General features: G+C 68.7%; 29 protein-coding genes. 16 read left to right on the top strand and 13 right to left on the bottom strand.

What is annotated here, in order from left to right:
• From FXN61_RS29690 to FXN61_RS29675, 4 genes are all read left to right on the top strand, one after another.
• A partial coding sequence (locus tag FXN61_RS29690) for an aminotransferase-like domain-containing protein (RefSeq protein ID WP_167977305.1) occupies nucleotides 1-826 on the top strand: 826 nt, incomplete at its 5' end.
• A 70-nt stretch (nucleotides 827-896) separates the two neighbouring features.
• Nucleotides 897-1,331, top strand: coding sequence for a Fur family transcriptional regulator (locus FXN61_RS29685; protein WP_167977304.1), 435 nt, complete (start codon nucleotides 897-899; stop codon nucleotides 1,329-1,331).
• A gap of 19 nt (nucleotides 1,332-1,350) precedes the next feature.
• On the top strand, nucleotides 1,351-3,582 hold the full coding sequence (gene katG, locus FXN61_RS29680; RefSeq protein ID WP_167977303.1) for a catalase/peroxidase HPI: 2,232 nt from the start codon (nucleotides 1,351-1,353) through the stop codon (nucleotides 3,580-3,582).
• Between the two features lie 57 nt (nucleotides 3,583-3,639).
• The gene (locus FXN61_RS29675) at nucleotides 3,640-4,665 is read left to right on the top strand and encodes an amidohydrolase family protein (protein ID WP_188135612.1); all 1,026 of its coding nucleotides are present in this window, start codon (nucleotides 3,640-3,642) and stop codon (nucleotides 4,663-4,665) included.
• Here the strand turns inward: FXN61_RS29675 and FXN61_RS29670 are convergent.
• Nucleotides 4,655-5,296: a DedA family protein gene (locus FXN61_RS29670; protein WP_167977302.1), complete on the bottom strand. Its 642-nt coding sequence runs from the start codon at nucleotides 5,294-5,296 to the stop codon at nucleotides 4,655-4,657. The genes FXN61_RS29675 and FXN61_RS29670 overlap by 11 nt on opposite strands.
• A gap of 161 nt (nucleotides 5,297-5,457) precedes the next feature.
• On the opposite strand from FXN61_RS29670, the gene FXN61_RS29665 reads away from it, so the two are divergent.
• The 7 genes from FXN61_RS29665 to FXN61_RS29640 all read left to right on the top strand — a co-directional run bounded on the left by FXN61_RS29665 (nucleotide 5,458) and on the right by FXN61_RS29640 (nucleotide 12,282).
• The gene (locus FXN61_RS29665; protein ID WP_223165650.1) at nucleotides 5,458-6,582 is read left to right on the top strand and encodes a sensor histidine kinase; all 1,125 of its coding nucleotides are present in this window, start codon (nucleotides 5,458-5,460) and stop codon (nucleotides 6,580-6,582) included.
• The gene (locus tag FXN61_RS29660; protein ID WP_167977300.1) at nucleotides 6,573-7,217 is read left to right on the top strand and encodes a response regulator transcription factor; all 645 of its coding nucleotides are present in this window, start codon (nucleotides 6,573-6,575) and stop codon (nucleotides 7,215-7,217) included. The genes FXN61_RS29665 and FXN61_RS29660 overlap by 10 nt, the downstream gene beginning before the upstream one ends.
• Before the next feature lie 294 nt (nucleotides 7,218-7,511).
• The gene (locus FXN61_RS29655; protein ID WP_312878084.1) at nucleotides 7,512-8,567 is read left to right on the top strand and encodes a heme/hemin ABC transporter substrate-binding protein; all 1,056 of its coding nucleotides are present in this window, start codon (nucleotides 7,512-7,514) and stop codon (nucleotides 8,565-8,567) included.
• Between the two features lie 282 nt (nucleotides 8,568-8,849).
• Nucleotides 8,850-10,079, top strand: a complete 1,230-nt coding sequence (locus FXN61_RS29650) for a beta-xylosidase (RefSeq protein ID WP_312878083.1) — start codon at nucleotides 8,850-8,852, stop codon at nucleotides 10,077-10,079.
• Nucleotides 10,031-10,354, top strand: a complete 324-nt coding sequence (locus FXN61_RS55755) for a hypothetical protein (RefSeq protein ID WP_312878082.1) — start codon at nucleotides 10,031-10,033, stop codon at nucleotides 10,352-10,354. The genes FXN61_RS29650 and FXN61_RS55755 overlap by 49 nt, the downstream gene beginning before the upstream one ends.
• Before the next feature lie 47 nt (nucleotides 10,355-10,401).
• Nucleotides 10,402-11,718, top strand: coding sequence for a hypothetical protein (locus tag FXN61_RS29645; RefSeq protein ID WP_167977299.1), 1,317 nt, complete (start codon nucleotides 10,402-10,404; stop codon nucleotides 11,716-11,718).
• 45 nt (nucleotides 11,719-11,763) lie between these two features.
• The gene (locus tag FXN61_RS29640; RefSeq protein ID WP_167977298.1) at nucleotides 11,764-12,282 is read left to right on the top strand and encodes a pyridoxamine 5'-phosphate oxidase family protein; all 519 of its coding nucleotides are present in this window, start codon (nucleotides 11,764-11,766) and stop codon (nucleotides 12,280-12,282) included.
• Here the strand turns inward: FXN61_RS29640 and FXN61_RS29635 are convergent.
• Entirely contained in the window at nucleotides 12,275-13,057 is a 783-nt protein-coding gene (locus tag FXN61_RS29635) for a Rossmann-fold NAD(P)-binding domain-containing protein (protein WP_167977297.1), read from the bottom strand. The genes FXN61_RS29640 and FXN61_RS29635 overlap by 8 nt on opposite strands.
• Nucleotides 13,054-13,434, bottom strand: a complete 381-nt coding sequence (locus FXN61_RS29630; RefSeq protein WP_312878081.1) for a nuclear transport factor 2 family protein — start codon at nucleotides 13,432-13,434, stop codon at nucleotides 13,054-13,056. Before FXN61_RS29630 ends, FXN61_RS29635 begins: the two co-directional genes overlap by 4 nt.
• Before the next feature lie 92 nt (nucleotides 13,435-13,526).
• Between FXN61_RS29630 and FXN61_RS29625 the strand changes: the two genes are divergently transcribed.
• Nucleotides 13,527-14,114, top strand: a complete 588-nt coding sequence (locus FXN61_RS29625; RefSeq protein ID WP_246292164.1) for a TetR/AcrR family transcriptional regulator — start codon at nucleotides 13,527-13,529, stop codon at nucleotides 14,112-14,114.
• Here FXN61_RS29625 and FXN61_RS29620 read toward each other — a convergent pair.
• A complete protein-coding gene (locus FXN61_RS29620) occupies nucleotides 14,105-15,154 on the bottom strand; it encodes an alkene reductase (protein ID WP_167977296.1) in 1,050 nt (349 codons plus the stop codon). The genes FXN61_RS29625 and FXN61_RS29620 overlap by 10 nt on opposite strands.
• A gap of 59 nt (nucleotides 15,155-15,213) precedes the next feature.
• Between FXN61_RS29620 and FXN61_RS29615 the strand changes: the two genes are divergently transcribed.
• Nucleotides 15,214-15,585, top strand: coding sequence for a MerR family transcriptional regulator (locus FXN61_RS29615; RefSeq protein ID WP_167977295.1), 372 nt, complete (start codon nucleotides 15,214-15,216; stop codon nucleotides 15,583-15,585).
• A gap of 18 nt (nucleotides 15,586-15,603) precedes the next feature.
• Here the strand turns inward: FXN61_RS29615 and FXN61_RS29610 are convergent, their stop codons facing one another.
• Nucleotides 15,604-16,644: an NAD(P)-dependent alcohol dehydrogenase gene (locus FXN61_RS29610; RefSeq protein ID WP_167977294.1), complete on the bottom strand. Its 1,041-nt coding sequence runs from the start codon at nucleotides 16,642-16,644 to the stop codon at nucleotides 15,604-15,606.
• Nucleotides 16,645-16,788: 144 nt separating this feature from the next.
• Here FXN61_RS29610 and FXN61_RS29605 point away from each other — a divergent pair, with 144 nt between their 5' ends.
• Both FXN61_RS29605 and FXN61_RS29600 read left to right on the top strand, forming a co-directional pair.
• Nucleotides 16,789-17,655: a helix-turn-helix domain-containing protein gene (locus FXN61_RS29605; protein WP_167977293.1), complete on the top strand. Its 867-nt coding sequence runs from the start codon at nucleotides 16,789-16,791 to the stop codon at nucleotides 17,653-17,655.
• On the top strand, nucleotides 17,652-17,945 hold the full coding sequence (locus FXN61_RS29600) for an Rdx family protein (protein WP_167977292.1): 294 nt from the start codon (nucleotides 17,652-17,654) through the stop codon (nucleotides 17,943-17,945). Before FXN61_RS29605 ends, FXN61_RS29600 begins: the two co-directional genes overlap by 4 nt.
• On the opposite strand, the gene FXN61_RS29595 is transcribed toward FXN61_RS29600, so the two are convergent.
• Nucleotides 17,931-18,476 (bottom strand): hypothetical protein, encoded by a 546-nt coding sequence (locus tag FXN61_RS29595; RefSeq protein WP_167977291.1) that lies wholly within the window; start codon nucleotides 18,474-18,476, stop codon nucleotides 17,931-17,933. The genes FXN61_RS29600 and FXN61_RS29595 overlap by 15 nt on opposite strands.
• 119 nt (nucleotides 18,477-18,595) lie before the next feature.
• Between FXN61_RS29595 and FXN61_RS29590 the strand changes: the two genes are divergently transcribed.
• Nucleotides 18,596-19,045, top strand: coding sequence for an acyl-CoA thioesterase (locus FXN61_RS29590; RefSeq protein WP_167977290.1), 450 nt, complete (start codon nucleotides 18,596-18,598; stop codon nucleotides 19,043-19,045).
• On the opposite strand, the gene FXN61_RS29585 is transcribed toward FXN61_RS29590, so the two are convergent.
• The 7 genes from FXN61_RS29585 to FXN61_RS29555 form a co-directional block, all read right to left on the bottom strand.
• Nucleotides 19,046-19,999 carry a glycine betaine ABC transporter substrate-binding protein gene (locus tag FXN61_RS29585; RefSeq protein WP_167977289.1) on the bottom strand — a complete coding sequence of 318 codons (954 nt, stop codon included), beginning with the start codon at nucleotides 19,997-19,999 and terminating at the stop codon, nucleotides 19,046-19,048.
• The gene (locus tag FXN61_RS29580) at nucleotides 19,996-20,730 is read right to left on the bottom strand and encodes an ABC transporter permease (RefSeq protein WP_167977288.1); all 735 of its coding nucleotides are present in this window, start codon (nucleotides 20,728-20,730) and stop codon (nucleotides 19,996-19,998) included. The genes FXN61_RS29585 and FXN61_RS29580 overlap by 4 nt, the downstream gene beginning before the upstream one ends.
• Nucleotides 20,727-21,848, bottom strand: coding sequence for an ABC transporter ATP-binding protein (locus tag FXN61_RS29575; protein ID WP_167977287.1), 1,122 nt, complete (start codon nucleotides 21,846-21,848; stop codon nucleotides 20,727-20,729). The genes FXN61_RS29580 and FXN61_RS29575 overlap by 4 nt, the downstream gene beginning before the upstream one ends.
• Nucleotides 21,835-22,482: an ABC transporter permease gene (locus tag FXN61_RS29570; RefSeq protein WP_167977286.1), complete on the bottom strand. Its 648-nt coding sequence runs from the start codon at nucleotides 22,480-22,482 to the stop codon at nucleotides 21,835-21,837. The genes FXN61_RS29575 and FXN61_RS29570 overlap by 14 nt, the downstream gene beginning before the upstream one ends.
• Before the next feature lie 86 nt (nucleotides 22,483-22,568).
• Nucleotides 22,569-23,156 carry a hypothetical protein gene (locus tag FXN61_RS29565; protein ID WP_167977285.1) on the bottom strand — a complete coding sequence of 196 codons (588 nt, stop codon included), beginning with the start codon at nucleotides 23,154-23,156 and terminating at the stop codon, nucleotides 22,569-22,571.
• Nucleotides 23,157-23,264: 108 nt separating this feature from the next.
• Nucleotides 23,265-23,837 carry a dihydrofolate reductase family protein gene (locus FXN61_RS29560; protein ID WP_167977284.1) on the bottom strand — a complete coding sequence of 191 codons (573 nt, stop codon included), beginning with the start codon at nucleotides 23,835-23,837 and terminating at the stop codon, nucleotides 23,265-23,267.
• A gap of 172 nt (nucleotides 23,838-24,009) precedes the next feature.
• Nucleotides 24,010-25,590 (bottom strand): helix-turn-helix transcriptional regulator (locus FXN61_RS29555; protein WP_167977283.1); only part of this gene is annotated, 1,581 nt, incomplete at its 5' end.

Below are 25,590 nucleotides of genomic sequence, written 5' to 3'. Positions count from 1 at the left end.
CGTGCTGGTCGAGTCGCCCACCTACCTCGGCGCGATCGCGGCCGCGCGCGACGCGGGGCTCAAGGTCGTCCCGGTGCCCGCTGATCAGGACGGCGTGCGGCCCGACCTGCTCCAGGCCGCGTTCGAGCGGACCGGCGCGAAGCTCTTCTACTGCCAGCCGCTGCACGCGAACCCGCACGGCGCCGTGCTGTCCGACGAGCGCCGCCTCGAGGTCATGCGGATCGTCCGCACCGTCGGCGCGTTCCTGGTCGAGGACGACTGGGCGCGCGGCTTCACCGTCGACGGCACCGCGCCGCCGACGCTCGTCTCGCAGGACAGCGACGGCCACGTGGTCTACGTCCGCTCACTGACCAAGGTCGCCGCACCGGGACTGCGCGTCGCCGTGATCGGAGCCCGCGGACCGGCGGGCACCCGGTTGAAGAACACCCGGTCGCGGCAGGACCTGTACGTCGCGGGACCGCTGCAGGAGGCCGCGATCGACTTCGTGACGTCCCCGGTCTGGCGCAGGCACCTCCGCACGCTCCAGCTGTCCTTGAGGTCCAGGCGGGACGCTCTGGCGCGCGCGATCCACGAGCACCTGCCGGAGTTCGACGTCGCGAGGTCGTCCGGCGGACTGCACCTGTGGGCCGGGTTGCCGGACGGCATCGACGACCTGGAGCTGACGACGGCAGCCGCCGCACGTGACGTCGTGGTGTTTCCAGGACGGCCGTGGTTCGCCGCTGAACCGCCCGGCAGTTTTCTCCGTTTGACCTACGGCGGCGCACCTGAGCACGTGCTCGCCGAGGGCGTGCGGCGGCTGGCCGGCGCCGTGTCCGCCGTGCGGTGATGACCAGTTCGAGTGAATTGCATCGTTCGTTAACTTGACTCACTCCAGAAAAGACGGCAGGGTGAGCCCCGTGCCCACGGCTTCGGACTTCGAGCGCATGTTGCGTGGAGCGTCACTTCGGGTGACGGCTCCGCGGATAGCTGTGCTGTCCGCGGTGCACACCCACCCTCACGCCGACACGGACTCGATCATCGGTGTCGTGCGGCAAAACCTCGGCGCGGTCTCCCACCAGGCTGTGTACGACGTGCTCCGCGCGTTGACAGGAGCCGGCCTGTTGCGACGCATCGAGCCCCAGGGCTCGGTTGCGCGTTACGAGGCGCGCGTCGGGGACAACCACCACCACGTCGTGTGCAGATCCTGCGGTGCCATTTCCGACGTCGACTGTGCTGTCGGTGCCGCGCCTTGCCTGGACGCATCCGACGACCACGGGTTCGTCATCGACGAGGCCGAGGTCATCTACTGGGGCACATGCCCCGAGTGCACGACCGCCGCGAAAAGTTCCTGAACACCCCGGAGGGATTCCCGTGTCCGACAGCACTGACGCCAAGGTGAGCGAGCTGAACGTGGAGGAGGCCGGCGGCTGCCCGGTCGCACACGGGCGACGCAGCCACCCCAGCGAGGGCGGCAGCAACCGCGACTGGTGGCCCAACCAGCTCAACCTCCGGATCCTCCGCAAGCACCCCGTCCAGGCCAACCCCATGGGCGGTGATTTCGACTACGGCCAGGAGTTCCTGACCGTCGACCTCGACGAGCTGGCGCGCGACGTCGACGCCGCGCTCACCGAGTCGAAGGACTGGTGGCCCGCGGACTTCGGCCACTACGGCCCGTTCATGATCCGCATGGCGTGGCACAGCGCGGGCACCTACCGCACCCACGACGGTCGCGGTGGGGCCGGCGCGGGCATGCAGCGCTTCGCCCCGCTGAACAGCTGGCCGGACAACGGCAACCTGGACAAGGCCCGCCGTCTGCTCTGGCCGGTCAAGAAGAAGTGGGGCAAGAAGGTCTCCTGGGCCGACCTCATGATCTTCACGGGCAACCGCGCGCTGGAGACCATGGGCTTCGAGACCTTCGGCTTCGCCGGTGGCCGCGCGGACGTGTGGGAGCCGGACGAGGACGTGTACTGGGGCCCGGAAACCGAGTGGCTCGGCGGCGACGCCCGCTACAGCGGTGAGCGCGACCTGGAGTCCCCGCTGGCCGCGGTCCAGATGGGCCTGATCTACGTCAACCCGGAGGGCCCGAACGGCAACCCGGACCCGCTGGCCGCCGCCCGCGACATCCGCGAGACGTTCGGCCGCATGGGCATGAACGACGAGGAGACCGTGGCACTCATCGCCGGTGGCCACACCTTCGGCAAGGCGCACGGTGCCGGCGACCCGTCGCTGGTCGGCGCCGAGCCCGAGGGCGCGCTGATGGACGCGCAGGGCTTCGGCTGGATCAGCACGCACGGCACCGGCAAGGGCCGCGACACCATCACCTCCGGCCTCGAGGTCACCTGGACGCAGAAGCCCACCGAGTGGACCAACCTGTTCTTCCAGAACCTCTTCGCGTTCGACTGGGAGCTCACCAAGTCCCCCGCCGGCGCGCACCAGTGGAAGCCGAAGGACGGCGCGGGCGCCAACACGGTGCCGGACCCCGAGGACGGCACGCTCAACCGCACGCCGATGATGCTGACCACGGACCTCGCGCTGCGCTTCGACCCGATCTACGAGCCGATCTCCCGCAAGTTCGCGGAGAGCCACGAGGCGTTCGCCGACGCCTTCGCCCGCGCGTGGTTCAAGCTGACCCACCGCGACATGGGCCCGATCCAGCGCTACCTCGGCCCGCAGGTGCCGCAGGAGGAGCTGATCTGGCAGGACCGCCTGCCGGTCGTCGACCACGAGCTGATCTCCGCGGACGACGTGGCCGCTCTCAAGGCCAAGGTCCTGGAGACGGGTCTCTCGGTCTCGCAGCTGGTCAAGACCGCGTGGGCCTCCGCGTCGTCGTTCCGCCAGAGCGACAAGCGCGGTGGCGCGAACGGTGCGCGCATTCGCCTTGAGCCGCAGCGCAACTGGGAGGTCAACGAGCCCGACCAGCTCGCGCAGGTGCTGCGTGTTCTGGAGGGCGTCCAGGAGGCGTTCAACAGCGCCCAGACCGGCGGCAAGAAGGTCTCGCTGGCCGACCTGATCGTCCTCGGCGGCGCCGCGGCGATCGAGCAGGCCGCCAAGGCCGCTGGCCACGAGGTCGAGGTGCCGTTCCTCGCCGGCCGCACCGACGCCACCCAGGAGCAGACCGACGCGGAGTCGTTCGCGGTGCTGGAGCCCGTCGTCGACGGCTTCCGCAACTACGGCGGCAAGGCCACCCCGCTGCCGTCGGAGTACCTGCTGATCGACAGGGCCAACCTGCTCGGCCTCTCCGCGCCGGAGATGACCGTGCTCGTCGGTGGTCTGCGCGTGCTGGGTGCGAACCACGGCGGCTCGACCGCCGGCGTTCTCACGCAGAAGCCGGAGACGCTGACCAACGACTTCTTCGTCAACCTGCTCGACATGGAGACGGAGTGGAAGTCGGTCACCGAGGACCAGGAGAACTTCGAGGGTCGCGACCGCGCCACCGGTGCTGTCCGGTGGACCGGTACCCGCAACGACCTGGTGTTCGGCTCGAACTCCGAGCTGCGCGCCCTCGCCGAGGTCTACGCGAGTGACGACGCGTCGGAGAAGTTCGTGCAGGACTTCGTCGCCGCGTGGAACAAGGTCATGAACGCGGACCGCTTCGACGTCTGATCCAGCCCCTCCCCGGTACCCCAGGCCACTCCCCCGGCCTGGGGTACCGTCGTTTTCATGGGGGTCACGATCTCCGGGATCGCTCTGCCCGAGCGTTCGCCGGTCTCGTTCGTCGTTGAAGGCGAACGGCTGCGCACCGTGGATTCGTCCACTTCGGACGATGTGTGGTTGCTGCCGGGGCTGGTCGACGTGCACTCGCACGCCGGCATGGAGAAGCCCGGCGACGCCTACGACCACACCATGTTCCGGGAGCACATGCTCGCGCACCGGTCCGCCGGTGTGCTGACGGTGCGTTCGCCCGGCTCGCCGGATCCGGTGCTGGACAGGGCTGACGAACCCGATCTGCCCCGGTTGGTGCGGGCCGGCCGCTGGCTCGCCACGCCAGGGCGTTTCTTCGCCGGCTACGGCAGGCGGGTCTCCGAGGAGGAGCTGGTCGCTGCCGCGGTCGAGGAGGCTTCGGTGGGCTGGTGCAAGGTGATCGGCGACTGGATGCCGGACGATCCCCCTGTGCCACTGGAGGTTCTGACGTCCCTGGTCGAGGCCGTGCACGCCGCCGGTGGGCGGGTCGCCGTGCACTGCCAGACCGCTGAGGGATGCCGCAACGCGGTGCTCGCAGGGGCGGACAGCCTCGAGCACGGGATGCACCTCGATCACTCGCTCCTTCCGCGGATGGCGGCTCAGGGGACGGCGTTCGTGCCGACCTTCTCGGCGATCGCCAAGACCAGGTCGGGTCTGGACGCGTCGTCGGACGCGCGGTTCCGGGAGTGGATCCTCAGCGGGTGGGAGCACGCGTTCCCGACCGTGCGCGCGGCTCACGAGGCCGGGGTCACCGTGTTGGCGGGGACCGACACCAAGCCGTGTGGTCAGGTGGCCGCCGAGATCTCGTGGCTGATCAAGGCCGGGATGCCGGTCGAGGCAGCCATCGGGGCGGGGTCGTGGACCGCGCGGTCGTGGCTGGGCCTGCCGAGCTTGGTGGACGGCGGGCTTGCGGACGTCGTCGCCTACGACGCGGACCCGGTCGAGGATCCGTCCGTACTGCTGCGACCCAGCAGGATCGTGTTGCGCGGCAAGGTCATCGCCTGACACGAGGCAGGACCTCCGTGGTTTCCGGGTCGCCCTTCGAGCGCTGACGCAGGCGCGTCACCACGAACAGGACGAAGGCCACGCCCACGGCCAGCAGCACGAGCTTTTGGAAGATGCCGGCGTAGGCCTCCACTCGGTGCCAGTTCTCACCCAGCAGGTAGCCCGCACCGACGAACACCGTGTTCCAGATCAGGCTGCCCGCAGTGGTGAGGACGAGGAATTGCGGGAAGTTCATGCGTTCCACGCCGGCGGGCAGCGAGATGAAGCTGCGGAACAGCGGCACCATTCGGCCGAAGAACACGGCTTTGGTGCCGTGGCGGGTGAACCAGGCTTCGGTTTTGTCGAAGTCGGTCACGCGGACCAGTGGGATGCGGGCCACCAGGCGGCGGGTGCGGGAGCGGCCCAGGAGCATGCCCGCGAAGTAGACGATGACGGCGCCCGCGACCGAGCCCAGGGTGGTCCAGAACAGGGCCGCGGGCAGGCTGAACACGCCCCTGCTCGCGGAGAAGCCGGCGAGAGGTAACACCAGTTCGCTCGGGATCGGCGGGAACAGGTTGTCCAGGCCCACGACCACGGCCGCGCCGAAGCCTCCCAGCGATTCCATCAGGTCGACGGCCCACTCAGTCAGCATTGTTTCCCCCTTGCACAACGGTTTTCGGTCGGGGTCAACGCTAGGAACGGGTGAACGGCGGGACCATGAGGTTGGCCGTCGAGAACCGAGGGGAAAACCGCAGGGCAATACTGTGGAAAACCGCAATGCCCCCTGTAATGAGAGCCAGTACGGTGACGAACGTGCACCAGGACGAACAGCTCAGCGCGGGATCGCTGGTGCGCACGTGGTTCCGGATGCTCTTCGGGCTGACGATCGGCTCGGTGACGGGCCTGCTGGGTCTGGCCGCGGCGGCGCTGGGCACGGGCACGATCAGGTTGACCGAGTACGAGTTGCGCAGGATCGCCCGCTTCGACCGGGCGGTGTACACCACTCCGCTCGGCAAGGGCGGGTGCCGCCGGTATCTCGCGGCGCGGTGGCTGGTCGGCCTGCTCGGCGCGGGCGTGATCTGCATGCTGTTGTTCTGGTACGCCGTCGCGATCTCGATGGTGACGGCGTGGCTGTTCGACGGCACCTGGGGACTCGTCAAGGACGGCGATCACGTCAGTGCGGAACTGCTCGCGCTGGTCACGATTCCGGGTGCGCTGGTCATCTTCGTGACGACGGCAGGCGTGCCGGGAGTGGCCGCATTGGACAGGTGGCTCGCCACGACGGTGCTCGGGACGAGTCAGCAAACGCTGCTGCGCCAACGGGTCGCGGAGCTGACCAGCACGCGGGCCGACGTGATCGAGGCGATCGACGACGAGCGCAGGCGCATCGAGCGGGATCTGCACGACGGCGTTCAACAGCGGCTGGTCGCGCTCGGGATGTTGATCGGCAGGGCTCGCCGGGCGAAGGACGACGAGCAGCTCCAGCAGTTGCTGCGCCAGGCGCACGACACCGCGGGCGAGACCATCGACGAGCTGCGCGAGGTCGCCACGCGGGTGTACCCGGCCGTGCTCGACGACTCGGGCTTGGATGCAGCGCTCGAAGTGCTGGCGGAACGGTCGAGCGTGCGCGTCGACATCGGCAACGAGCTGAAGACCTCGCCCGGCACCGCACTGGAGACGGTGATCTACTTCGTGGTCTCCGAGGCGGTCAACAACGCGGCCAAGTACGCCGATCCGTCGGTCGTCGAGGTCTCGTTGTGGCCGGGCAAGGACGACATCACGATCATGGTGTGGGACGACGGCATCGGCGGCGCGGACCCCACCGGCACCGGCCTGTCGGGGCTGGCCCGCCGCGTCAAGGCGGTGGACGGAGACTTCGAGGTGACCAGCCCGCTCGGCGGTCCCACCACGATCTACGCGAGGTTGCCGTGCGGGTGATCCTGGCCGAGGACTCGACGCTGCTGCGCGAGGGCCTGATCCGGTTGCTCGCCGAGGAGGGCCACGACGTGGTCGCGGCCGTCGGCACGGCACCGGAGCTGCTGAAGGCCACCGAGGAACACCGGCCGGACATCGTGGTCACCGACGTCCGGATGCCGCCGGACCACAAAGACGACGGCATGCGCGCCGCGCTCACGATCCGCCGCAAGTGGCCGGACGTCAGCGTGCTCGTGCTCTCCCAGTACGTCGAGAACCGCTACGCCACCGAGCTGATCACCAGCACCGACGGCAAGGTCGGCTACCTGCTCAAGGACCGCGTGGCCCAGGTCGACGAGTTCCTCGAGGCGCTGGACCGGGTCGCGGCGGGCGGCGCGGCGTTCGACCCGGAGGTCGTGCGCCGGCTGCTGACCAGGACGACCCACGTCGACCCGCTCGAAACGCTGACCAGACGGGAGAAGGACGTCCTGGAGCTGATGGCGCAGGGCCTCACGAACGCCCGCATCTCCGAGCAGCTGCACATCTCGCAGAGCGCCGCGGAAAAACACATCAACGCGATCTTCGACAAGCTCGGCCTCACCGGCTCGTCCGGCCTGAGCCGCCGCGTGATGGCCGTCGTCCGCTACCTGGGCAGCTGATGGAGCTCGACGATGCCGTTGTTGGACGATGACCTCGTTGCCCTGCTTGACGAACCACTGCACCACGCGGCCAGGCTTCCGAAGTCCTGCAACGGTTCGCGGACCTGCCGACGGTGACGGGCTTTGTGCGCGGGCCGGGGCCCGGCGAGGTTCCTCGTCTGGTTCCGCGGTTCGCGGGCGGCCGCGATCACCAGGATCTTCTTGCCATCACTTTGTCCTTGGCCTGAAAAGGAAATCGGATGTGGCGGGACCTTCACCTCTGGACGGCCAGGCCAGGCGAGTTAAGTTCAGGTGGTGAGAATCTGGCTGGTCGTGCTCACGATCTTGCTGGCCGCGGGGTGCACCGGGTCCGCAGGCAGGAACACGCCCGAGGTGCCGCAGGGCAACCCGGACCGGACGCCGTTGGAACAGCTCGAACCCAAGGACCCCAGAGAAAAGACGGGCCCGAGCACCGCGACGGTGGCCGAGCCGGACATCGTGCCGATCAGCGACAACGTCACGCCGAAGCTGCCCACGACTGTCACAGACGCGCAGGGCACCAAGGTCACGGTGACCAGCGCAGACCGGATTCTCGCCTTCGACAATTACGGCACGCTCGGCGCGACGGTGTTCGGGCTGGGACTCGGCGGCAGGATGGCGGGGCGGGACATCTCGACCGGATTCCCCGCCGCCGCAGGGCTTCCGCTCATCACGACGAACGGGCACCAGCTCAACGCGGAGGCGATCCTCGGGCTGCGGCCGACGGTCGTGATCACCGACACCACGATCGGACCGTGGGACGTGGTGCTGCGGCTCAGGGATTCCGGCATTCCCGTGGTCGTCACGGACTCCAGGCGTGCCGTCAACAACGTCGGCGCGATGATCCAGCAGGTGGCCGACGCGCTCGGGGTACCGGCCGAAGGAGAGAGGCTCGCCCGCCGCACGAACCTGGAGATCGAGAAGGCCAAGATCGCGGCGCACAGGCTCGCCGACGACTCGGAGCTGCGGATCGTGTTCCTCTACGTGCGCGGCCGGTCCGGGGTCCACCAGATGTTCGGCGAGGGCACCGGTGCGGACGAGCTGATCAGGGCGGTCGGCGGGGTCGACGTGGCGTCCGAGGGCGGGCTGCGGGGAGCCGAGCCGATCAAGCCGGAAGCGCTGTCGAAAGCGGCGCCGGACGTGATTCTGGTGATGTCGAAGGGACTTCAGTCCGTCGGTGGAGTCGAGGGCATGGCCGGTGTGCCGGGTGTCGCGCAGACGCCGGCCGGGCAGAAGCGCCGGATCGTCGACATGAACGACCACCAGGTGCTGAGCTTCGGACCGCTGACCGCCTCCGTGATCGACGGACTGGCCAGGGCGCTGTACACGTGACACCGCGACGACGCCGGTGTGCTCACCATCACAGGCGTGAAGGGTGCGCTCACTAACTGCGACGCGTTCGCCGGGTTCTACGGCGTCGATGGCAAGCTCGACGAGCTCACGCTCACCCTGGGTTCGTCCTGCTCATCGGGGCGTTGATCGCGGGAAATGTGCTCCTGGGTCAGCGGTGCCGCACTCACCGTGACCATCAGGAGGACGCATTGACCGGACATGAATCGGACCTGCGACAACGGACTTCACCCGTCCGGCGGAGTTGATCACTATGATGGGTGAGTGCCCCTGAGTAGTCGACCTCTCGCGTTACTCGCTGCGCTCGCACTGCTCAGTGCGGTCACGGCGTGCACCAACGCGGCGGCCGGCGACCCCGTCGGTGTTCCGGCGGAGCAGGTCAAGCCCACTCCGACGAAGAAGGCGCCGACACCGGCACCACCGAGGGACAAGATCACTCTCGCGTCCGAGAACGGGCGGCAGAGCTCCGGCACGGTGCTGGCGGGGGCCGGGGACGCGCCGTACAACTACGCGCCCGCCGTGATGCTCGACAACGGCCGTGTCCGCGCGTGGTGGTGCAGCCAGCTGAGCGCGGCGCCGCCCGGCGGTGACGACATCCTCTACAGCGAGGGTCCTGGCGTCGACGGTCCGTTCAGCACGGCGGTCCCGGTGTTCTCCGGCAGCTCGACCAGCTTCGACGCGATGCACACGTGCGACCCGTCGCTGATCAAGATCGGCGACACGTATTACATGTATTACACCGGCGCGTCGCGGGACAACCACGCGAACGGCAGCTCGGTCGGCGTCGCGTCCAGCAAGGACGGCATCAGCTGGAACCGGGAGAACGGCGGCCAGTCGATCATCGCCCCGGCCGGCGACAACATCCGCGAGAACACCTACGGCGCCGGTCAGCAGTCGGCCGTCTACGTCGACGGCTGGGTGTACCTGATGTTCACCGACACCACCGGCCTCGCCTCGCACCAGAACGGCGCGGGTCAGTACGTGCTGCGCTCGAAGGACCCGCTGTTCACCAAGGGTGTCGAGGCGCTGGGCACGCAGGGCTTCAAGCCGGTGACGTCGAACAACCAGCCGCGCACCCGGTCGGTGGTCGAGGCGTTCAGCGCGGACTGGATGTGGATCGAAGCGGCGTCGACGTTCGCCATCGCCCACTCGACCGACAACGGCACCACCGTCACGTTCTGGAACAAGGACTTCACCCGCCACCCGTTCGAGCCCGTGCTGATCCCCGGCAGCTGGAAGGAAGGGCCGGGCCTGGTGCGCACGCCGCAGGGCCATGCGGCTGTCGACGGCAAGGATCCGTGCGGCCGGGTTGCCCTGGACGTGCTGCGCTCCACCATCAACGGCTCGGCGGGAGCGCCGACGGACATCACCCACTTCGGACTCGACGTGGTCGGCATCAAGGGCTGCGCCACCGCGGCCGAGACGCGGTGCTCAACGGCTTCGCGGTGCCGTCCCCTGAACGCACGCTCGACGTCGTCGTGGGCGGCAGCGTGATGCGGTTCGAGCGCCGCTCGGTGGCGGAGAAGTTCGCGCGCGGCGTGCTCGGCACCCGCCCGCAGGGCGCCGACTCGCTCAAGCTCGCGGTCAGGGTCCCGGCAGGCGCGCCCGCCGTGACCAACCCGGACGGCGAGGTCGGGCTGCTGCTCGACGACAAGCTCTGGGTGATCGGATCGGCCCAGCTGGCGACGCTGAACTCGTCCAAGATCACCCCGGTGTCCGCGGAGCAGTGGGCGGCGTACCAGCGCCTGCCGGACCTCGCTCTGCGCTGACCGGTACGTTCTCCCCGAGTTCGGCATCGGACACGGGGGACCGACAGGTGGCAGTGACGGCGGAACGACCCAGAGCGCTCGCGGACGACGTGATCCCGCTGCCGGCCGACCCTCCGCACGAACGGGCGTGGCTGGGCTTCGTGAGCGCGTTCGTCGCCTCGATGGCGTTCCTGCTGCTCATCCCCGCCGGTTGGGCCCGGCTCGACCACCTGTGGGCCGAGGACGGCGCCCGGTTCATGGTCGACGCCGTGCGCGCGCCCGTGCTCTCGAACCTGGTCGAGCCCTACGGCGGCTACCTGCACACGTTGCCGCGCCTGGTCGCCCAGGTGGTCGCGTTGCTGCCGATCGAGTGGACGGCCGCCGGATTCGCGATCGCGGCGGCCGCGCTGCGGGCGCTGATCGCGTTGATCACGTTCGCGGCCTCCAAGGCGTACCTGCGTTCGACGCCGATGCGGTTCGCGTTGGCGTCGCTGGTCATCGTGTTGCCCGCGGGCAACTCCGAGACGTTGAACAACATGTCGAACCTGCACTGGTTCCTGCTCTACGGCGCCTTCTGGGCGTTGTTGTGGCGCAACGCCCCACGCGTGCCGGTCGCGTTGTTCGTGTTCCTCGCCGCCGTCTCCAGCCCGCTGGTCTTCGTCCTGGCACCGATCGCGCTCGTGCGGCTCTTCCTGCCTCGCAAGGAGGTGCCGGTCGCGTTCCTGGCCGGTCTGGTCGTGCAGGGCGTCACGATGCTGGTCGCGACCCGTACGCCGTACTCGCACGACGAGGTCGACCCGGTGCAGGTGCTGCTGGCGAGCCTGCTGCGGGTGCCGGTCGTGGCGTTCACCGGGTCCGAGCGGGTCAGTCAGTTCTACCCGGCCCACGGCAACCTGGTGATCGTCGGTGCGCTGCTGGCCGCCGCCGTGCCGATCGCGGCGGGCCTGCGATTCGGTGACCGGGCAGGACGGGCGCTGGTGCTGGTCGCCGGCGCGTACAGCGTGATCGTCATCGTCGCGTGCCTGGTGCTGAACTGGACCCAGATCCTCCAGGTGCAGGCACCCGAGGTCGTGATGGCCGGGCAGCGCTACAGCATCGCGCCGTGCCTGTTCCTGTTCACCGCGATCTTCGTGGGCCTCGACGCGACGCCGTCGAAGACCTGGGAACGCGCGGTGGTGGGCGGGAGCCGCTACCTGGTCGGGATCGCCGTGGTCGTCAGCGTCTTCGCCCACCTGCAGGAGCCCAAGACCGTGTTGAAGGGCGTTCCGTGGGACGAGAGCGTGGCCCGAGCACGGGCGGGCTGCACCGCGGGTGCATCGGAGGCACGGCTGGAGCACGAGCCGAAGGACTGGTTCTTCGTCGTGCCGTGCCGCTCGATGGGCTGATGATGGCGGGTGTCGAAAACGCGGGCGCTCGTTCGACGCAGTGGCATGACGAACACGACGATTGAGACCCACAACCTCGACCAGTACGGCTCCGCGGCCCTGCAGTGGACCCGTGCGCAGGACCTTCTCGCCCGGGAGTCCGCCTCGAAGGACGTGCCGTTCTTCCTGAACACCGTGCGGCCGGACGGCCGGCCGCATTCGGTGGGCATAGGCGCCGTCTGGTTCGAGAACGCCCTGTACTTCGTGAGCGGGCCGGGCACCCGCAAGTCGCGCAACCTCGCGGAGAACCCGGCCTGCACGGTGTCGGTGCGGCTGACCGGAATGGACCTCGTGCTGGAGGGCGACGCCCGCCGGATCACCGATGAGTCCACTTTGGATCGGATCGCCGCGAGGTACCGCGAGGCCGGCTGGCCCGCAGAACGCGAGGGTGCCGCGTTCACCGCTCCCTACACGGCGCCCAGCGGAGGGCCGCCGCCCTGGTACGTCTACCGGATCTCGCTGTGCGCCGCCCACGCCGTGGCCACCACCGAGCCGGGCGGTGCCACGAGGTGGACGTTCAGCTGAGGAACTCGCGGAACGACCGGGCGGGCCTGCCGGTCACGTCCTGGACCGTCGTGGTGACCCGGTCTTCCGCACCTCGGCGAATGTCCTCGTCGAGTGCGGCGAGGACCGCGGCGAACTCCTTCGGCAGAACGGCGGAGATTCGCTCGGTCATCTCCTCGGTGCTGACCGAGCGGTGCCGGACCGGGCGGCCGGTGACCTCGGTGATGATCGCGGCGGCATCGGCGTAGCTCAGCGCCTCCGGACCGGTGATCAGGTGATCCGTGTTGTGCGGCAACGGGTCCAGCAACGCTCGCGCGGCCACGGCTGCGATGTCGGCGGCGTCGACGAACCCGACGCGGCCGTCACCGGTGCCCGTGACGATCTCGCCGTCACGGGCACCAACGGCGACCGGGTGGTCGCCGGTGAAGTTCTGCATGAACCACGACGGCCGCAGCACCGCCCACTCCGGCATCGCCCGCACCAGTGCCGGGAGAGCGCCCATCCCCGTGGCGCTCTCCGGCACCGCGGACGAGCTCAGCAATACCACCCGCCGCACGAGCCGCGCTCGAGCGAGGAACGACTCGACCACCGGTGCGGGATCGACGACACCCACCGGTGGGATCAGATAGACCCGATCCACGCCGTCCAACGCGCTGTCGTACGTCGCCGGGACGTCCCAGTCGAACCTGACGTGGTTGTCCCGCACCGGTTTCCTGGTGCCGACACGCGCCTCGGGCAGTCGTTCGACGAGCAGGCTGCCCGTGGTGCCCGTTCCGCCGATGACCAGGACGCTCATGCCAGCTCCTGCACGTAGAGCGGGTTCCAGTAGTCCCGGTACGACACGATCCCGCCGTCGCCGGTGGTGATCACCGCGATGTAGGAGAACCGGTACGGCTTGCCGGTCGCCACCACGACACCCTCGGCGTCGAACTCGACCACGACGACGTCCTGGTCGGCGCTCTGGTGCACGACCTGCTTGGGGAAGCCCCGGATGTCGAGCATCTTCGGGTAGTCGCGCAGATGGTCCTCGATCGCCGCGCGGCCCTCCAAGCGCGATGGGTAGCCGGGCGGGGCGAACGGGAACTCCATCACACCGTCCTCGGCCCACAGGCCCGCGAACCCGGTCATGTCCTTGTCCAGCAACAGCTGCAGCGCCCTCGAGATGAGGTCCACGGTTCCTCCGAACGAAATGGACGAGACGGTCCCGTCCCGTCCACAACGTTAGGCGGGACGGGACCGTCTCGTCCAGTCCTATGATGAGCACCATGACCAAGCGCACCCCGACCGGCGCCGCCGTGCTGCAGCCTCAGGTCACCTCCGCGATCACCGAGGCCGTGCTGGACGAGCTGGCCCTGCACGGTTACGGCCGGCTGTCGATGGAGGCCGTGGCCAAACGCGCGGAGGTCGGCAAGAGCGCGCTGTACCGGCGCTGGCCGTCCAAACAGGACATGGTGGTCGCGGCGCTGTCGGAGTTCTCCGTGCCACTGGCCGAAGTTCCGGACACCGGGTCGTTGCGCGGCGATCTGCTGGCGACCGTCCAGGCCGTGCACGACTGGCTGACCCACCCGCGTTTCGCCACGATCCTGCCGGACCTGACCGCCGAGGCGGCGCGCAGTCCCGCACTGGCGGAGGCGATCGCGGCGACCATCGGCGAACCGCGCCGCGCGCTCGGTGCCGTCACCCTGCGGCGTGCGGTCGAACGAGGCGAGCTACCGGCGGGCTTCGACGTCGAGATCGCGCTCGACCTGGTCGCCGCGCCGGTCTACTGGCGTCTCTCGGTGCGCCGCGCGGAGGTCGGGCCCGACTACCTCGAACGACTCGTCGACCACCTGATGCGCGCGCTTCAGTGCTGATAGCTGGGGTGGTCGATGTACCCCGCCTCCGTCTGGAACCAGGTCTCGCGGTCGGTGCTGACGAGCGGCAGGCCCAGGCGGAACCGTTCGACGAGGTCGGGATTGCCCAGGTAGGCACGGCCGTAGCTGATCAGGTCGGCTCCGTTGGCGAGCCAGCGCTCCCCCTGCTCGCGCGTGCTCTCGTGCGGGCCGATCTGGCCGCCGGGGTTGAGGATGAACGCGGTCGGCCACGCCTTGCGCAGCCCCATCAGCACCTCGTCGTCAGCGGTCGCGAGCACGTGGATGTAGGCGATGTCCGGCAACGCGGTGAGCAGCGCGTCGTACAGCTTGGGCATGTCGGACTCGACGATGTCCTGGACCTCGCCGCCGGGTGAGAGCCGGATGCCGACGCGATCCGCTCCGATGGCGTCCGCCGCCGCTTCGACCGCCTCGACGGCGAACCGGATGCGGCCGGCGATCGAGCCGCCGTACGCGTCGGTGCGCTGGTTGACGTTGGAGGACAGGAACTGCTGGATCAGGTAGCCGTTCGCACCGTGCAGCTCGACCCCGTCGAACCCGGCGTCGACGGCGCACCGAGCAGCGTCGGCGAACGCCCGCACCTGGTCCTGAACCTCTGGGACGGTCAGCGCGCGTGGCACAGGTGCGGGCTTGATGCCGGTCGGCGTGAACACCTCGCTGTTGGCCGCGATCGCCGACGGGCCCACGGGGTGGTGCCCGGCGACCTCGACGTGGCCGATGCGGCCGCCGTGCATGAGCTGGGCGAAGATCCGGCCTCCGTTGGCGTGCACGGCGTCCGTGACGACGCGCCACGCTTCGACCTGGTCGTCCGTGTGGACTCCGGGCATGAACGGACCAGCTTGGCCAACCGCGTTCGGGTGCACGCCCTCGGTGACGATGAGCCCCGCCGTAGCGCGCTGGGCGTAGTAGGTGGCCGTCGTAGCGATCGGTTTGCCGTCCACTGCTCGTGCGCGGGTCATCGGCGCCATGACGAGGCGGTTCGGCAGGGTCAGGTTTCCGAGCTGGTAGCTGGTGAGAAGCATGAGAGCTAGGCTAGGAACCTGACATTGACGTCAGAGGTAGCTTTTGTGGCGGAGGTCATATGCGCATCGGCGAGCTGGCGACGAAGACCGGCGTGAGCGTCCGCGCGTTGCGCTACTACGAGGAGCAGGGCCTTCTCGCCGCCGAACGCAGCGAGAGCGGGCAACGGCAGTACGGCGAGAAGGCCGCCGACCGGGTGCAGCTGATCCAGCAGCTCTACGCGGCCGGCATCTCCAGCGCGGCGATCCTCGAAATGCTGCCGTGCGTGGTGACCGGCGTGGCGTCGCCGCACGTCCTGGCGAAGCTGCGGGAGCACCGCTCGTCGGTGGTGCGGCAGATCGAGGACCTGCAAGGAACGCTCCAGCAGCTCGACTCGGTCATCGCCGGTGCCGTCAAGACGCACGAGACCGGGGTGCCGTGCCCGCCCGGCTGAGCACGGCACCCGCGGACATCAGATGGTCGCGGTGTCGATCACGAACCGGTACCGCACGTCGCTCGACAGCACCCGCTCGTAGGCCACGTTGATCTCGTCGGCGTTGATCAGCTCGATCTCGGCGCCCAAGCCGTGCTCGGCGCAGAAGTCCAGCATCTCCTGGGTCTCCGCGATGCCGCCGATCATCGAACCGGCCAGCGTCTTGCGACCGCCCAGCAGTCCGAACAGGTTCAGCGAGACCGGCTCCTCCGGGGCGCCGACGTTCACGATCGCGCCGCCCGTCTTCAGCAACCCGAGGTAGGCGCCGAAGTCCAGCGGAGCGGACACCGTGGACAGGACGACGTCGAACTTGCCGGCCAGCTCGGTGAACGTGGCCGGGTCGCTGGTGGCGCGGTAGTCGTGGGCACCGAGCTTGAGCCCGTCGTCCTTCTTGCGCAACGACTGCGACAGCACGGTCACCTCGGCGCCGAGCGCGGCGGCGATCTTGACGCCCATGTGCCCGAGCCCGCCCAGCCCGACGACGGCGACCTTCTTGCCCGGCGCGACACCCCAGTGCTTGAGCGGCGAGTAGACGGTGATGCCCGCGCACAGCAGCGGCGCGGCCAGGTTCAGCGGAAGCCCGTCCGGGATCCGCACCGCGTAGTTCTCGTCGACCACGATCTGCTTCGAGTAGCCGCCGTAGGTGACGTCGCCGTTCCGGTCGATGCCGTTGTAGGTCATCGTGGCGCCGCCGGTGCAGTACTGCTCCAGGCCGCGCAGGCAGTTGTCGCACTCGCGGCACGAGTCGACCATGCAGCCGACGCCGACCCGGTCACCGACGGCGTAGCGGGTCACCTCGGAGCCGACCTCGACGACCACGCCCGCGATCTCGTGGCCGGGCACCATCGGGAAGATCGCCTCACCCCAGCCCTCGTTGACCTGGTGGATGTCGGAGTGGCAGATGCCGGCGAACTTGATGTCGATCAGAACGTCGTGCGCGCCGACCGCGCGACGCTCGATGGTGGTGCGCTCCAGCGGTGCCTTGGGTGCGGGAGCGGCGTAGGCAGCGACGGTGCTCATCAGGTCTCTCCTCGTTCGTCGTGTCGCTTGCCGACACTGCTCCCGTTGGAGGGGTCTGCCCAGACACCTGGTTTTCGTACGACCGGTGTGCGTACCACTGGCAGTAGCAGGCACAACGTGCCTGGTCCGGGGATACTCGGAGGCATGACCGATCCGCGCACCGAGCTGAGCGAGTTCCTGCGCAGCCGCCGGGCGCGGCTGTCCCCCGACGACGTCGGGCTGCCCCGGTACGGCAGGACCCGCCGCGTGCCGGGCCTGCGCCGCGAAGAGCTGGCGCAGCTCGCCGGCGTCTCTGTCGCGTACTACACGCGCCTGGAGCAGGGCAACGGACGCAACGTCTCGGCCGAGGTGCTGGACTCGATCGCCCGCGCGTTGCGGCTCAACGACGCCGAACGCGCGCACCTGCGGAACCTCGCGCACAGCAAGCCGGGCAAGAAGAGGGCCACCCGAACCCAGGTGCGGCCCGCGCTGCAGCACCTGCTCGACGGCGTCGGTGTGCCCGCGTACATCGGCGGGCGGCGTTCGGACATCCACGCGTGGAACCCGATGGCCGCGGCGTTGTTCGGCGACTGGGGCGAGCTGGCGCCACGGGACCGCAACTGGGCGCGGCTGATCTTCCTGCGCCCCTCTTACCAGGAGCTCTTCGTCAACTGGCAGAGCAAGGCGGAGGACGTCGTCGGGTTCCTGCGGATGGACGCTGGCTGCTACCCGGACGACCCCGACCTGGCCGCACTGGTCGGGGAACTTTCCGTGAAGAGCGAGCTGTTCCGGCAGCTCTGGGCCAGGCACGACGTCAAGGAGAAGAGCTTCGGCACCAAGGTGCTGCGCCACCCGCTCGTGGGCGAGATGACGCTGTCGTACGAGACGCTGAAGATGCCCAGCGAGCCCGACCTGTTCCTGACCACCTACCACGCCGAACCCGGCACCGCGTCCGCCGAGGCGCTGCAGCTGCTGGCCAGCTGGGGCACGGACGCGACCCGCGCCGGCACGTCTGTTAAGACTCAGGCATGAGAACACCGCGTCTGGAGATCGAGTACTGCACCCAGTGCCGGTGGTTGCTGCGCGCCGGATGGACCGCGCAGGAGCTGCTGACCACGTTCACGACCGAGCTGGGTGAGGTCGCACTGATCCCCGGCACCGGTGGCGTGTTCGACGTGCGGCTCGACGGCGAGACCGTGTGGTCACGCAAGGAACAGGACGGTTTCCCCGACCTGGCGGTGCTCAAGCAGCTGGTGCGCGACCGGGTGGCACCGGAGCGGTCGCTGGGCCACACCGATCGCAAGAACTCAGCCGACGCCTGAGGACAGTCGCGCGTTCTCCGTGGCCTGCGTGACGGTGCTGCCGACACCGCTGAAGAACACGGTCGGCTTCGAGCAGGACCCCTTGACCTCGTAACCACCGGCGATGGCCCGCACGAGCGAGTGACTGCAATGGCGGCCCGGCGCGATCTCCTTCAGCAGCCGGGCCTCGCGTGCGGCGTCCGACAGCGTGGTGCCGTACGCGTCGACGAACGAGTTCGGGCTGGAGCAGGACAGCTTCACCTCGAAGCCGCCGACGGCCCCGCGACCGAGGCTGCCGCTGCACAACGGTCCGCCGTTGACCTGGAACTGGCGCAGCAGCAAGGCTTCCCGGTTCGCGTCCCCGGTCGTGCTGCCGTAGCCGTCGATGAACGCGTTCGGCTTGGAGCAGGAGGTCTTGACGACGAACCCGCCGGTGGTCGTCCTTGTCGTGTTGACAGAACACGGTCCCGCCGCCATCGCCGGTTCGACCGCGACGACCACGCCGCCGACGGCCAGCGTGACACCCAGCAGGGTTCTCAAGGTAGCTCGCATCGCTTCGCTTCTCCCCCTTCGGTTTGCTTCAACCTCTCGTGGGGATTCACCGGCGTCAATCGGCCAAACGGCAACCGGATGCGGGTCTGCGGCGACCGATCCCACCATAGGATCGGTGCATGGCAACGCGAAGCTCGCTGGGGGCGAGCCACGACGAGGTCTGGTCCGGCTACGTCTTCACGCCTCGGTTCTACGAGATCGACGGCCAGGGCGTCATGTTCAACATGTGGTACCTCGGGCACGTGGACGAGGCGGTCGCCGCCTTCTTCGTCCACCGCGGCCTGCCGTACGGAACGTGGCCCGACATGGGGTTCGACGCGCATGTCGTGCACGTGGACCTCGACTTCAGCGCGGGCGTCAGGTCACGTGACAGGACCGAGGTTCTCATCAGCACGTCCAGGATCGGCGGCAAGAGCTTCACCCTCGACTTCGCGTTCCGCAGGGACGATGAGATCGTCTGCAGCGGAGGCCTGGTGTACGCCACGGTGTCCACCGACGGTCACGGCACCATCAAGCTGCCGGACCGCCTGGTCGAGGCACTGGGAGAGGTCCGGCCGCTGCGAGGCTGATCAGTCCGTCCGGATGAACCCCTTCGACACCATCCACTCTCGGGCGACCGCGCCCGCGTCCTTGCCCTCCACGTCGACCTGACGGCACAGCTCGATCATCTGGTCGTTGGTCAGCGCGCGGCTGACCGTCTCCAGTGGACCGCGGATCTGCGGGTGGCGGGCCAGGAACTCCGCTCGCACGGTCGGTGCGACGTTGTACTGCGGGAAGGCCTTCTTGTCGTCCTCCAGCACGCGGAGCTTCTGCGCGGCGATGCGACCGTCCGTTGTGAACACCTCTCCGACGGGGCAGGTGCCGCCGGCGACGGCCGAGTAGATCGTGCCGATGCCGAAGTTCTTCACCTCGGTGACGGGGAAGCCGTAGGTCCGTTCCGCTGCGGGAAAACCGTCCTGACGGCTGGTGAACTCCGTCTCCAGGCAGAACACCGCTTGGTCGGGGTTCTTGCCGAGGAACGCGGCCAGGTCGGACGTGGTGCGCAGGTTGTGTTGTGAGCCATAGGCTTCTGTGACGGCGAATGCGTACTGGTCGTTGAGCGGTGAGTAGGCGAGCCACTCGACGCCGAACCGTTCGAGGTCCGCCTTCTTCGTGGCGTCGTACTGCGCCTGTTCACCACCGGTCACGGGAAGTTCGTTGCCCTGGTAGTTGATCCAGCCGGTGCCGGTGTACTCCCACGTGACGTCGACCTCACCGTTGAGCAGGGCCTGCCGCGCGGTCTGCGAGCCCTTCAGGTCGGTCAGGTCGACGACGTCCGCGCCTGCCGCGGACAGCGCCATCTCCGCCAGGTAGCCGAGCAGGATGTTCTCGGTGAAGTCCTTGGACCCCACGGTGATCTCGACACCTTTGAGCGCCGGCTCCTGCTTGATCGACGCCGGAAACACCTTGTACGGCAACGCGGTGTTGACGTCCAAGCCACAACTCGCGAGACACAACAGTGCGATCAGCAGGATGGCCCTCATCGCAACCCCTTCGGGCCGAACCACTGCTCGATCACCGCGCCGATCCAGTCGACCAGCAGCGCGAGGCCCGCCGCCAGCGCCGAGCCGGTCACCAGGACCTTCATCAGGTTCAGCTTGTAGCCGGTGTCGATGAGCAACCCGAACCCGCCCGCGTTGACGAACAGGCCGAACGTGGCGGTGCCGACCGCGAGCACCAGCGAGGTGCGCAGACCGGCGAGGATCAGCGGTGTGGCCAGCGGGAACTCGACCCGCCACAGCACACCCGACGCCGACATGCCGATGCCGCGCCCTGCGTCCACAAGGGACGGATCGACCTGCTGCAGGCCGACGATCGTGTTGCGCAGCACCGGAAGCAACGAGTAGAACGCGAGCGGAAGCGCGGCCACCCACAGCCCGCCGGAAGCGCCGGTGAGCAGGAACCACAGCACCAGCACGCCCAACGCGGGCGCGGCCTGGCCGACGTTCGCGATCGCCAGGAACACCGGGGCGAGCCAGCGCGCCCACGGCCGGGTCGCGACGATGCCAGCGGGAACCGCGACCAGGACAACGATCGCGGTCACCACGACGGTCATCAACAGGTGATCGGCCAGTGCTTTCACCAGCGAGGACGCGTTCAGCGTGCTCTTCTCGGTCGCGGTGAGCCTGCTGGAGAACACCCACGCCAGCACCCCGCCGACGATCAGCAGCACCGCGACGGGTTGCGCCCAGAACCTGATCCGCTCCGCCGTCATGCGTTCGCCCGCAGCCGTTGCACGACCTCGGTCACGGTCGTGAGGTCGAGCGTGCCGACGTACTCACCCCTGTTCCCGGTGACGACAGCGCGGCCGCCCTCGTTGACCATCGCTTCCAACGCGTCCCGCAGCGTCGACTGCAACGTCACGGAGTCCTGCACCGGCCGTCCGGCGCCGGCCAGCGACTTCGCGTGCGCCAGCTCCTTGAGGTGCACCCAGCGCAACGGCCGGTCGCGCTGGTCGAGCACCAGCACGAACCGTTCCTCGCCCAGCTCCACAGTGGACGGCAGGGCGTCAACCCTGGCGGTCACCGCCTGACCCAGCTCGACGTCGCGAACCCTCAGCAACGTCAACGCCTTCAGCGACGCACCGGCACCGACGAACCCGGCCACCGTGTCGTCCGCCGGGTTGGCCAGGATCGCGTCGGGCGTGTCGTACTGCAGGATCGTGGACCTGTCGCCGAGCACGGCGATCTTGTCGCCGAGCTTCACCGCCTCGTCGAAGTCGTGCGTGACGAACACGATCGTCTTGCGGAGCTCGTTCTGCAGCCGCAGAAGCTCGTCCTGAAGGTGCCCGCGCGTGATCGGGTCGACCGCACCGAACGGTTCGTCCATCAGCAGCACCGGCGGGTCGGCCGCGAGCGCCCGCGCCACCCCGACCCGTTGCTGCTGGCCACCGGAGAGCTGGCGCGGGAACCGCCCCGAGAACTCACCGGGATCGAGCCCGACGAGGTCCATCATCTCCTCGACGCGATCCGCGGTCTTCTTCCTGTCCCAGCCCAACAGCCCAGGCACGACGCCGATGTTCTGCGCCACCGTGAAGTGCGGGAACAGCCCCGCCTGCTGGATCGCGTACCCCACCCGGCGCCGCAGGTCGTCCGGGTCGATCTTCAGCGCGTCCTCACCGCCGATCGTGATCGTGCCCGAGGTCGGCTCGATCAACCGGTTGATCATCCGCATGGTCGTCGTCTTGCCGCACCCGGACGGACCGACGAACACCACGATCTTCCCGGCCGGCACGACCATCGAGAAGTCCTCGACGGCCGCCGCCTTCTGCCCCGGATATCGCTTGGTCACGTGGTCGAGCCGGATCTCACTGCCCTTTTCAGCCACGGACACCCCTGGAAACGGTGATTCGGTTGACCAGCACGTAAATCCCGTCGAGCAGCAGGGCGAGGATCACCACGCCGATCGTTCCGGTGAGGGCCTGGTTCAGCGAGTTCGCACTGCCCGCGTTCGCGAGTCCGGAGAACACCTCGGAACCGAGCCCTGGCCCTTTCGCGTAGGCCGCGATCACCGCGATGCCCATCAGCATCTGCGTGGCGACCCGCATTCCCGCCAGAATCGCGGGCCACGCCAACCGCAGCTCAACACGCGTCAGCACGCCGAATCTGCTCATGCCGATGCCTCTGGCCGCATCGCTCACCGCCGGATCCACGCCGGCGAGTCCCACGATCGTGTTGCGCACGATCGGCAGCAACGCGTAAAGCACCAAGGCGACAACCGTTGTGTCCGCGCCCAGCCCGAACACCGGAATCAGCAACGCCAGCAGCGCGAACGACGGAATGGTCAGAATCGTGCTCGCCAACGCCGTGGCCAGCGCGGATCCGACCGGGCTGCGATAGACGGCGACCCCGGTCGCCACCCCGATGACCGCAGCCAGAACCGTGCACTGCACCACGGCACTGACGTGCAGCAACGCCTGCAATGACAGCCGATCCCAGCGATCGGCCACGTACTCGAGCACGTTCACCTGGTGGCCCCCGCCCGCCGAAGTTGGCGTCAACCCAACCCCATTGGCGGCAAATGGGCAACCGTCAGTCGAAATTCCGGAGGTGATCAGGACGGGAAGCAGCGACTCCCGTCGTAGCGATCGTGCAGGAAGTCGTCGAGCATGACCTGCAGCTTTTCCAGGAATTCCGGCAAGTTCGCGGCCACCACCCTTACCCGTGAGTCGTAGTCGTCGTAGACACCCGCATCGTCGAAACCGCTCGGCGGCAACATGTAGACGGGCGCACCATCAGGAAGCCCCAGCGCGAACAACGTGCCACCGCCATCAGAGCCGAAGCTCACCACATCGGCGGTGATCGGTCCCTCGATCCGCACCGGCAACCTGCCGTCGCGCCCGTTCACCGTGGCTTGCGCCATCGACACGAAGTAGGCGTTCTGCAGGTCGGGCAAGGAAACCTGCTCCACGTGCCGATAGAACTCGGCGAGCGGTGCCGGCAGCTGCTCCACACCCTCTGGCAGCGGTCCGGTCGCCGGCGTGACCTTGTTCTCGTCCGGCGGATACCCGAACCTCGCCTGAAAGCCTGCGGTCAGCTCAGCCGCGAGCTCGTTCATCGACGCGATCCAACGCTCGTGGTCGAAGACGTTCACGAACAGCGGCTCTACGCGGTCCTGCAGGGCGCGACCGACCCGCGCCACCGGCTGGAGGTGTTCTCACGGCCGTTGAGCTGACGCCCGAGCCCCGCCGGGCCTGACGTCCGGCGGGGCTTCATGCTGGTTCAGCTGACACCGCAACGAACTGGTACATCAGCGAACGACGTCGTAGACGAGCTTCTGGATGCCGTTCGAGTAGGACTCGCTCTCGACCAGCTTCAGCATCTGCTTGTCCTTGTCGGTCTCGCTGAACATCCGCTTGCCCGCACCGAGCAGCAGCGGGAACACCAGCAGGTGGTAGCGGTCGATCAGGCCGGCGTCGGACAGGTTGCGGTTCAGCGTGGCGCTGCCGTGGATGGAGATCGGCCCGCCCTCCGTGTCCTTCAGCGCGACCACGTCGTCGAGCGACCGGAGGATGGTGATCTCACCCCAGTTGTCGACCAGCTCGTCTTCCTTCAGCGTGCTGGACACGACGTACTTCGGCATCGCGTTGTACCGCGGGAAGTAGTCGAGCGTCGGCCACACCGGGGAGAACGCCTCGTAGCTGACCCTGCCCATCATCATCGCCGCGGCCTCCTCCTGCTCACGGCCCTTGAGCTCGTAGGCGGCCTCGTCGAACTCGATGTCCTTGAAGGTCCAGCCGGAGCTGCGGTGACCGGGCTCGCCGCCGGGCGCTTCGATGACGCCGTCGAGCGAGACGAACGCGGTGGCGATCAGGGTGCGCATCGGGTTTCTCCTTGGTGTTCTGACGTGCTGTCATCAGTGCGTCGAACGGGAGATGCCGGTTTTCGACATCTCGCTCCGAGGAATTTTCCGGCATGGGTGACGACGGCGCTGAACACCCCTCCGAGTCCAGCGCCGCCGACCTGTCCGGGAGTCTTCCTGTCAGCTGGCAGGTCTACATGGGGGCTGAGCCCCCAATTAGCGGCCGGGCGTAGGAGATGAGGCCGGCGCGGCTCGGCTGGCCGGTGCGGGCCTTGAGGCTCGCGACGTGGCGTTCGACCGTTCGGGGGGACAGGAACAGCCGTTCGGCGATCTCGGCGTTGCCGAACCGTTCGGCGACGAGCCGCAGCACCTCGTACTCCCTGACCGTGACGCCGGCCTTGCGCAGCACGGCGGGCACGGTGTCGTGGTCGCGCCGCCGTCGTTGCTGAGGTGCTCCCGCCTCGCGCAACACCGCCCGGCACGCCGCGGCGACGGCGGGCACGCCGAACCGGTGGAAGTGTTCCTCGGCCTCGCGCAACCACTCCAGCGGCTCGCCCCAGCCGTCGGCCAGCGCGCTCGGGCCCGCGAGTCTCAGGCCCAGGTAGCGCGGCAACCCGAGTCCGGTGCTGAGTTCCAGTGCTTCGGCGGCGGCAACGCCGGCTTTGGCGGCCTCGCCGTCACGGCCGAGCAGGATGGCGCGGCTCCAGGCGAAGTACGTGCGGTGCAGGCGAACCTGGGAGAGGTGCGACTCGGCCAGTCGTTCGTACTCCGGCCAGCCGGCGAGACCGTGCGCGACCCGCACCAGCAGCCGCGGTCCCTGGTAGAAGGTGCCGCGAAGGATGCGTGGTTCCTTGACGGCCTTCTCCACCTCGTCGAACTCGGCCAGCGCGCGCTCGTACCGCTCCTCCATCAACGCGCAGATCGCCGAGCTGTACGACCAGATCTCCTCGGATCCACCGTGATCACGCAGCTGGGCCAATGCCTTGTCGGTGGCTTTGCGGTCGCCGTGCACGGACGCGATACCGGCCTCGATGGCGACGGCGAGCGCTTTCAACGCGTGCAGGCCCAGCTTCTCGGTGGCTGCTCCTGCACTCGCGCCGTACTTCGCGGCCAGGTCGTACTCGTCACGAACGAGGTAGGTGGCGCCCAGGTGCAGGTCGGCCGCGATCAGGATGACGATCGCGCCGGCGTCGAGCGCGGCCTGCCTGGCGGCGAGCAGGGTGTCGACGCCGACCGTCAGGTACTTGTCGGTGATTCCCAGCTCCAGCAACGCTCGCAACCGCCACGCCGCGAGCCCGTGCTGTTCCGCGGTGTGCTGCCAGCGCTGGACGTGTTGCCGTGCCTCGGCGAGATCCTGGCCTCGCGTGCACCGGGTGAGCACTTCGAGGGCCTCGCAGACGATCTCCGGAGTTCCGGTGGCGGCAGCGCGTTCGGCCAGTGCGCGGACCTTCGGCAGGAGGTCCAGCTGGTTGAGCCCGAGCAGGAGCGTCGCTTTGACGACGTCGACGGCCGCGTCCGTCTCCCCGGCTGTCGCGATCAGGTCGAGCCCGCGTTCCCACTGACCGGCGACAGCCGCGACGCGGGCCTGCGCGAGGCGTACGGCGGCGCGGCGTTCCGGCTTGGCGTTCGCCGCGGTGAGTGCCTGCTGAAGTCGTTCTCCCAGCGCGAAAGCACGTGCGCCGTTGTCCGCGGGGACGACGACCGCGGCCAGCGGCAGCACGGCGGCGAGTGCGTCGAGCAGATCCGCGGCGAGGTCCGGGTCGGCGGTCATGGC

Origin of the sequence: Lentzea indica, assembly GCF_012184385.1 — a bacterium.
In the GTDB taxonomy this organism is placed as follows: domain Bacteria; phylum Actinomycetota; class Actinomycetes; order Mycobacteriales; family Pseudonocardiaceae; genus Lentzea; species Lentzea indica.
The sequence above is the reverse complement of the archived record's forward strand: the minus strand, read 5'-3'. Positions and strand labels throughout refer to the sequence as shown.

Excerpts from the sequence above, each read along its gene's own strand:
- FXN61_RS29675 (WP_188135612.1), top strand. The coding sequence starts at position 3,640 with ATGGGGGTCACGATCTCCGGGATCGCTCTGCCCGAGCGTTCGCCGGTC.
- FXN61_RS29670 (WP_167977302.1), bottom strand. The coding sequence starts at position 5,296 with ATGCTGACTGAGTGGGCCGTCGACCTGATGGAATCGCTGGGAGGCTTC.
- FXN61_RS29640 (WP_167977298.1), top strand. The coding sequence starts at position 11,764 with ATGACGAACACGACGATTGAGACCCACAACCTCGACCAGTACGGCTCC.
- FXN61_RS29635 (WP_167977297.1), bottom strand. The coding sequence starts at position 13,057 with ATGAGCGTCCTGGTCATCGGCGGAACGGGCACCACGGGCAGCCTGCTC.
- FXN61_RS29625 (WP_246292164.1), top strand. The coding sequence starts at position 13,527 with ATGACCAAGCGCACCCCGACCGGCGCCGCCGTGCTGCAGCCTCAGGTC.
- FXN61_RS29620 (WP_167977296.1), bottom strand. The coding sequence starts at position 15,154 with ATGCTTCTCACCAGCTACCAGCTCGGAAACCTGACCCTGCCGAACCGC.
- FXN61_RS29615 (WP_167977295.1), top strand. The coding sequence starts at position 15,214 with ATGCGCATCGGCGAGCTGGCGACGAAGACCGGCGTGAGCGTCCGCGCG.
- FXN61_RS29610 (WP_167977294.1), bottom strand. The coding sequence starts at position 16,644 with ATGAGCACCGTCGCTGCCTACGCCGCTCCCGCACCCAAGGCACCGCTG.
- FXN61_RS29605 (WP_167977293.1), top strand. The coding sequence starts at position 16,789 with ATGACCGATCCGCGCACCGAGCTGAGCGAGTTCCTGCGCAGCCGCCGG.
- FXN61_RS29600 (WP_167977292.1), top strand. The coding sequence starts at position 17,652 with ATGAGAACACCGCGTCTGGAGATCGAGTACTGCACCCAGTGCCGGTGG.
- FXN61_RS29595 (WP_167977291.1), bottom strand. The coding sequence starts at position 18,476 with ATGCGAGCTACCTTGAGAACCCTGCTGGGTGTCACGCTGGCCGTCGGC.
- FXN61_RS29590 (WP_167977290.1), top strand. The coding sequence starts at position 18,596 with ATGGCAACGCGAAGCTCGCTGGGGGCGAGCCACGACGAGGTCTGGTCC.
- FXN61_RS29585 (WP_167977289.1), bottom strand. The coding sequence starts at position 19,999 with ATGAGGGCCATCCTGCTGATCGCACTGTTGTGTCTCGCGAGTTGTGGC.
- FXN61_RS29580 (WP_167977288.1), bottom strand. The coding sequence starts at position 20,730 with ATGACGGCGGAGCGGATCAGGTTCTGGGCGCAACCCGTCGCGGTGCTG.
- FXN61_RS29560 (WP_167977284.1), bottom strand. The coding sequence starts at position 23,837 with ATGCGCACCCTGATCGCCACCGCGTTCGTCTCGCTCGACGGCGTCATC.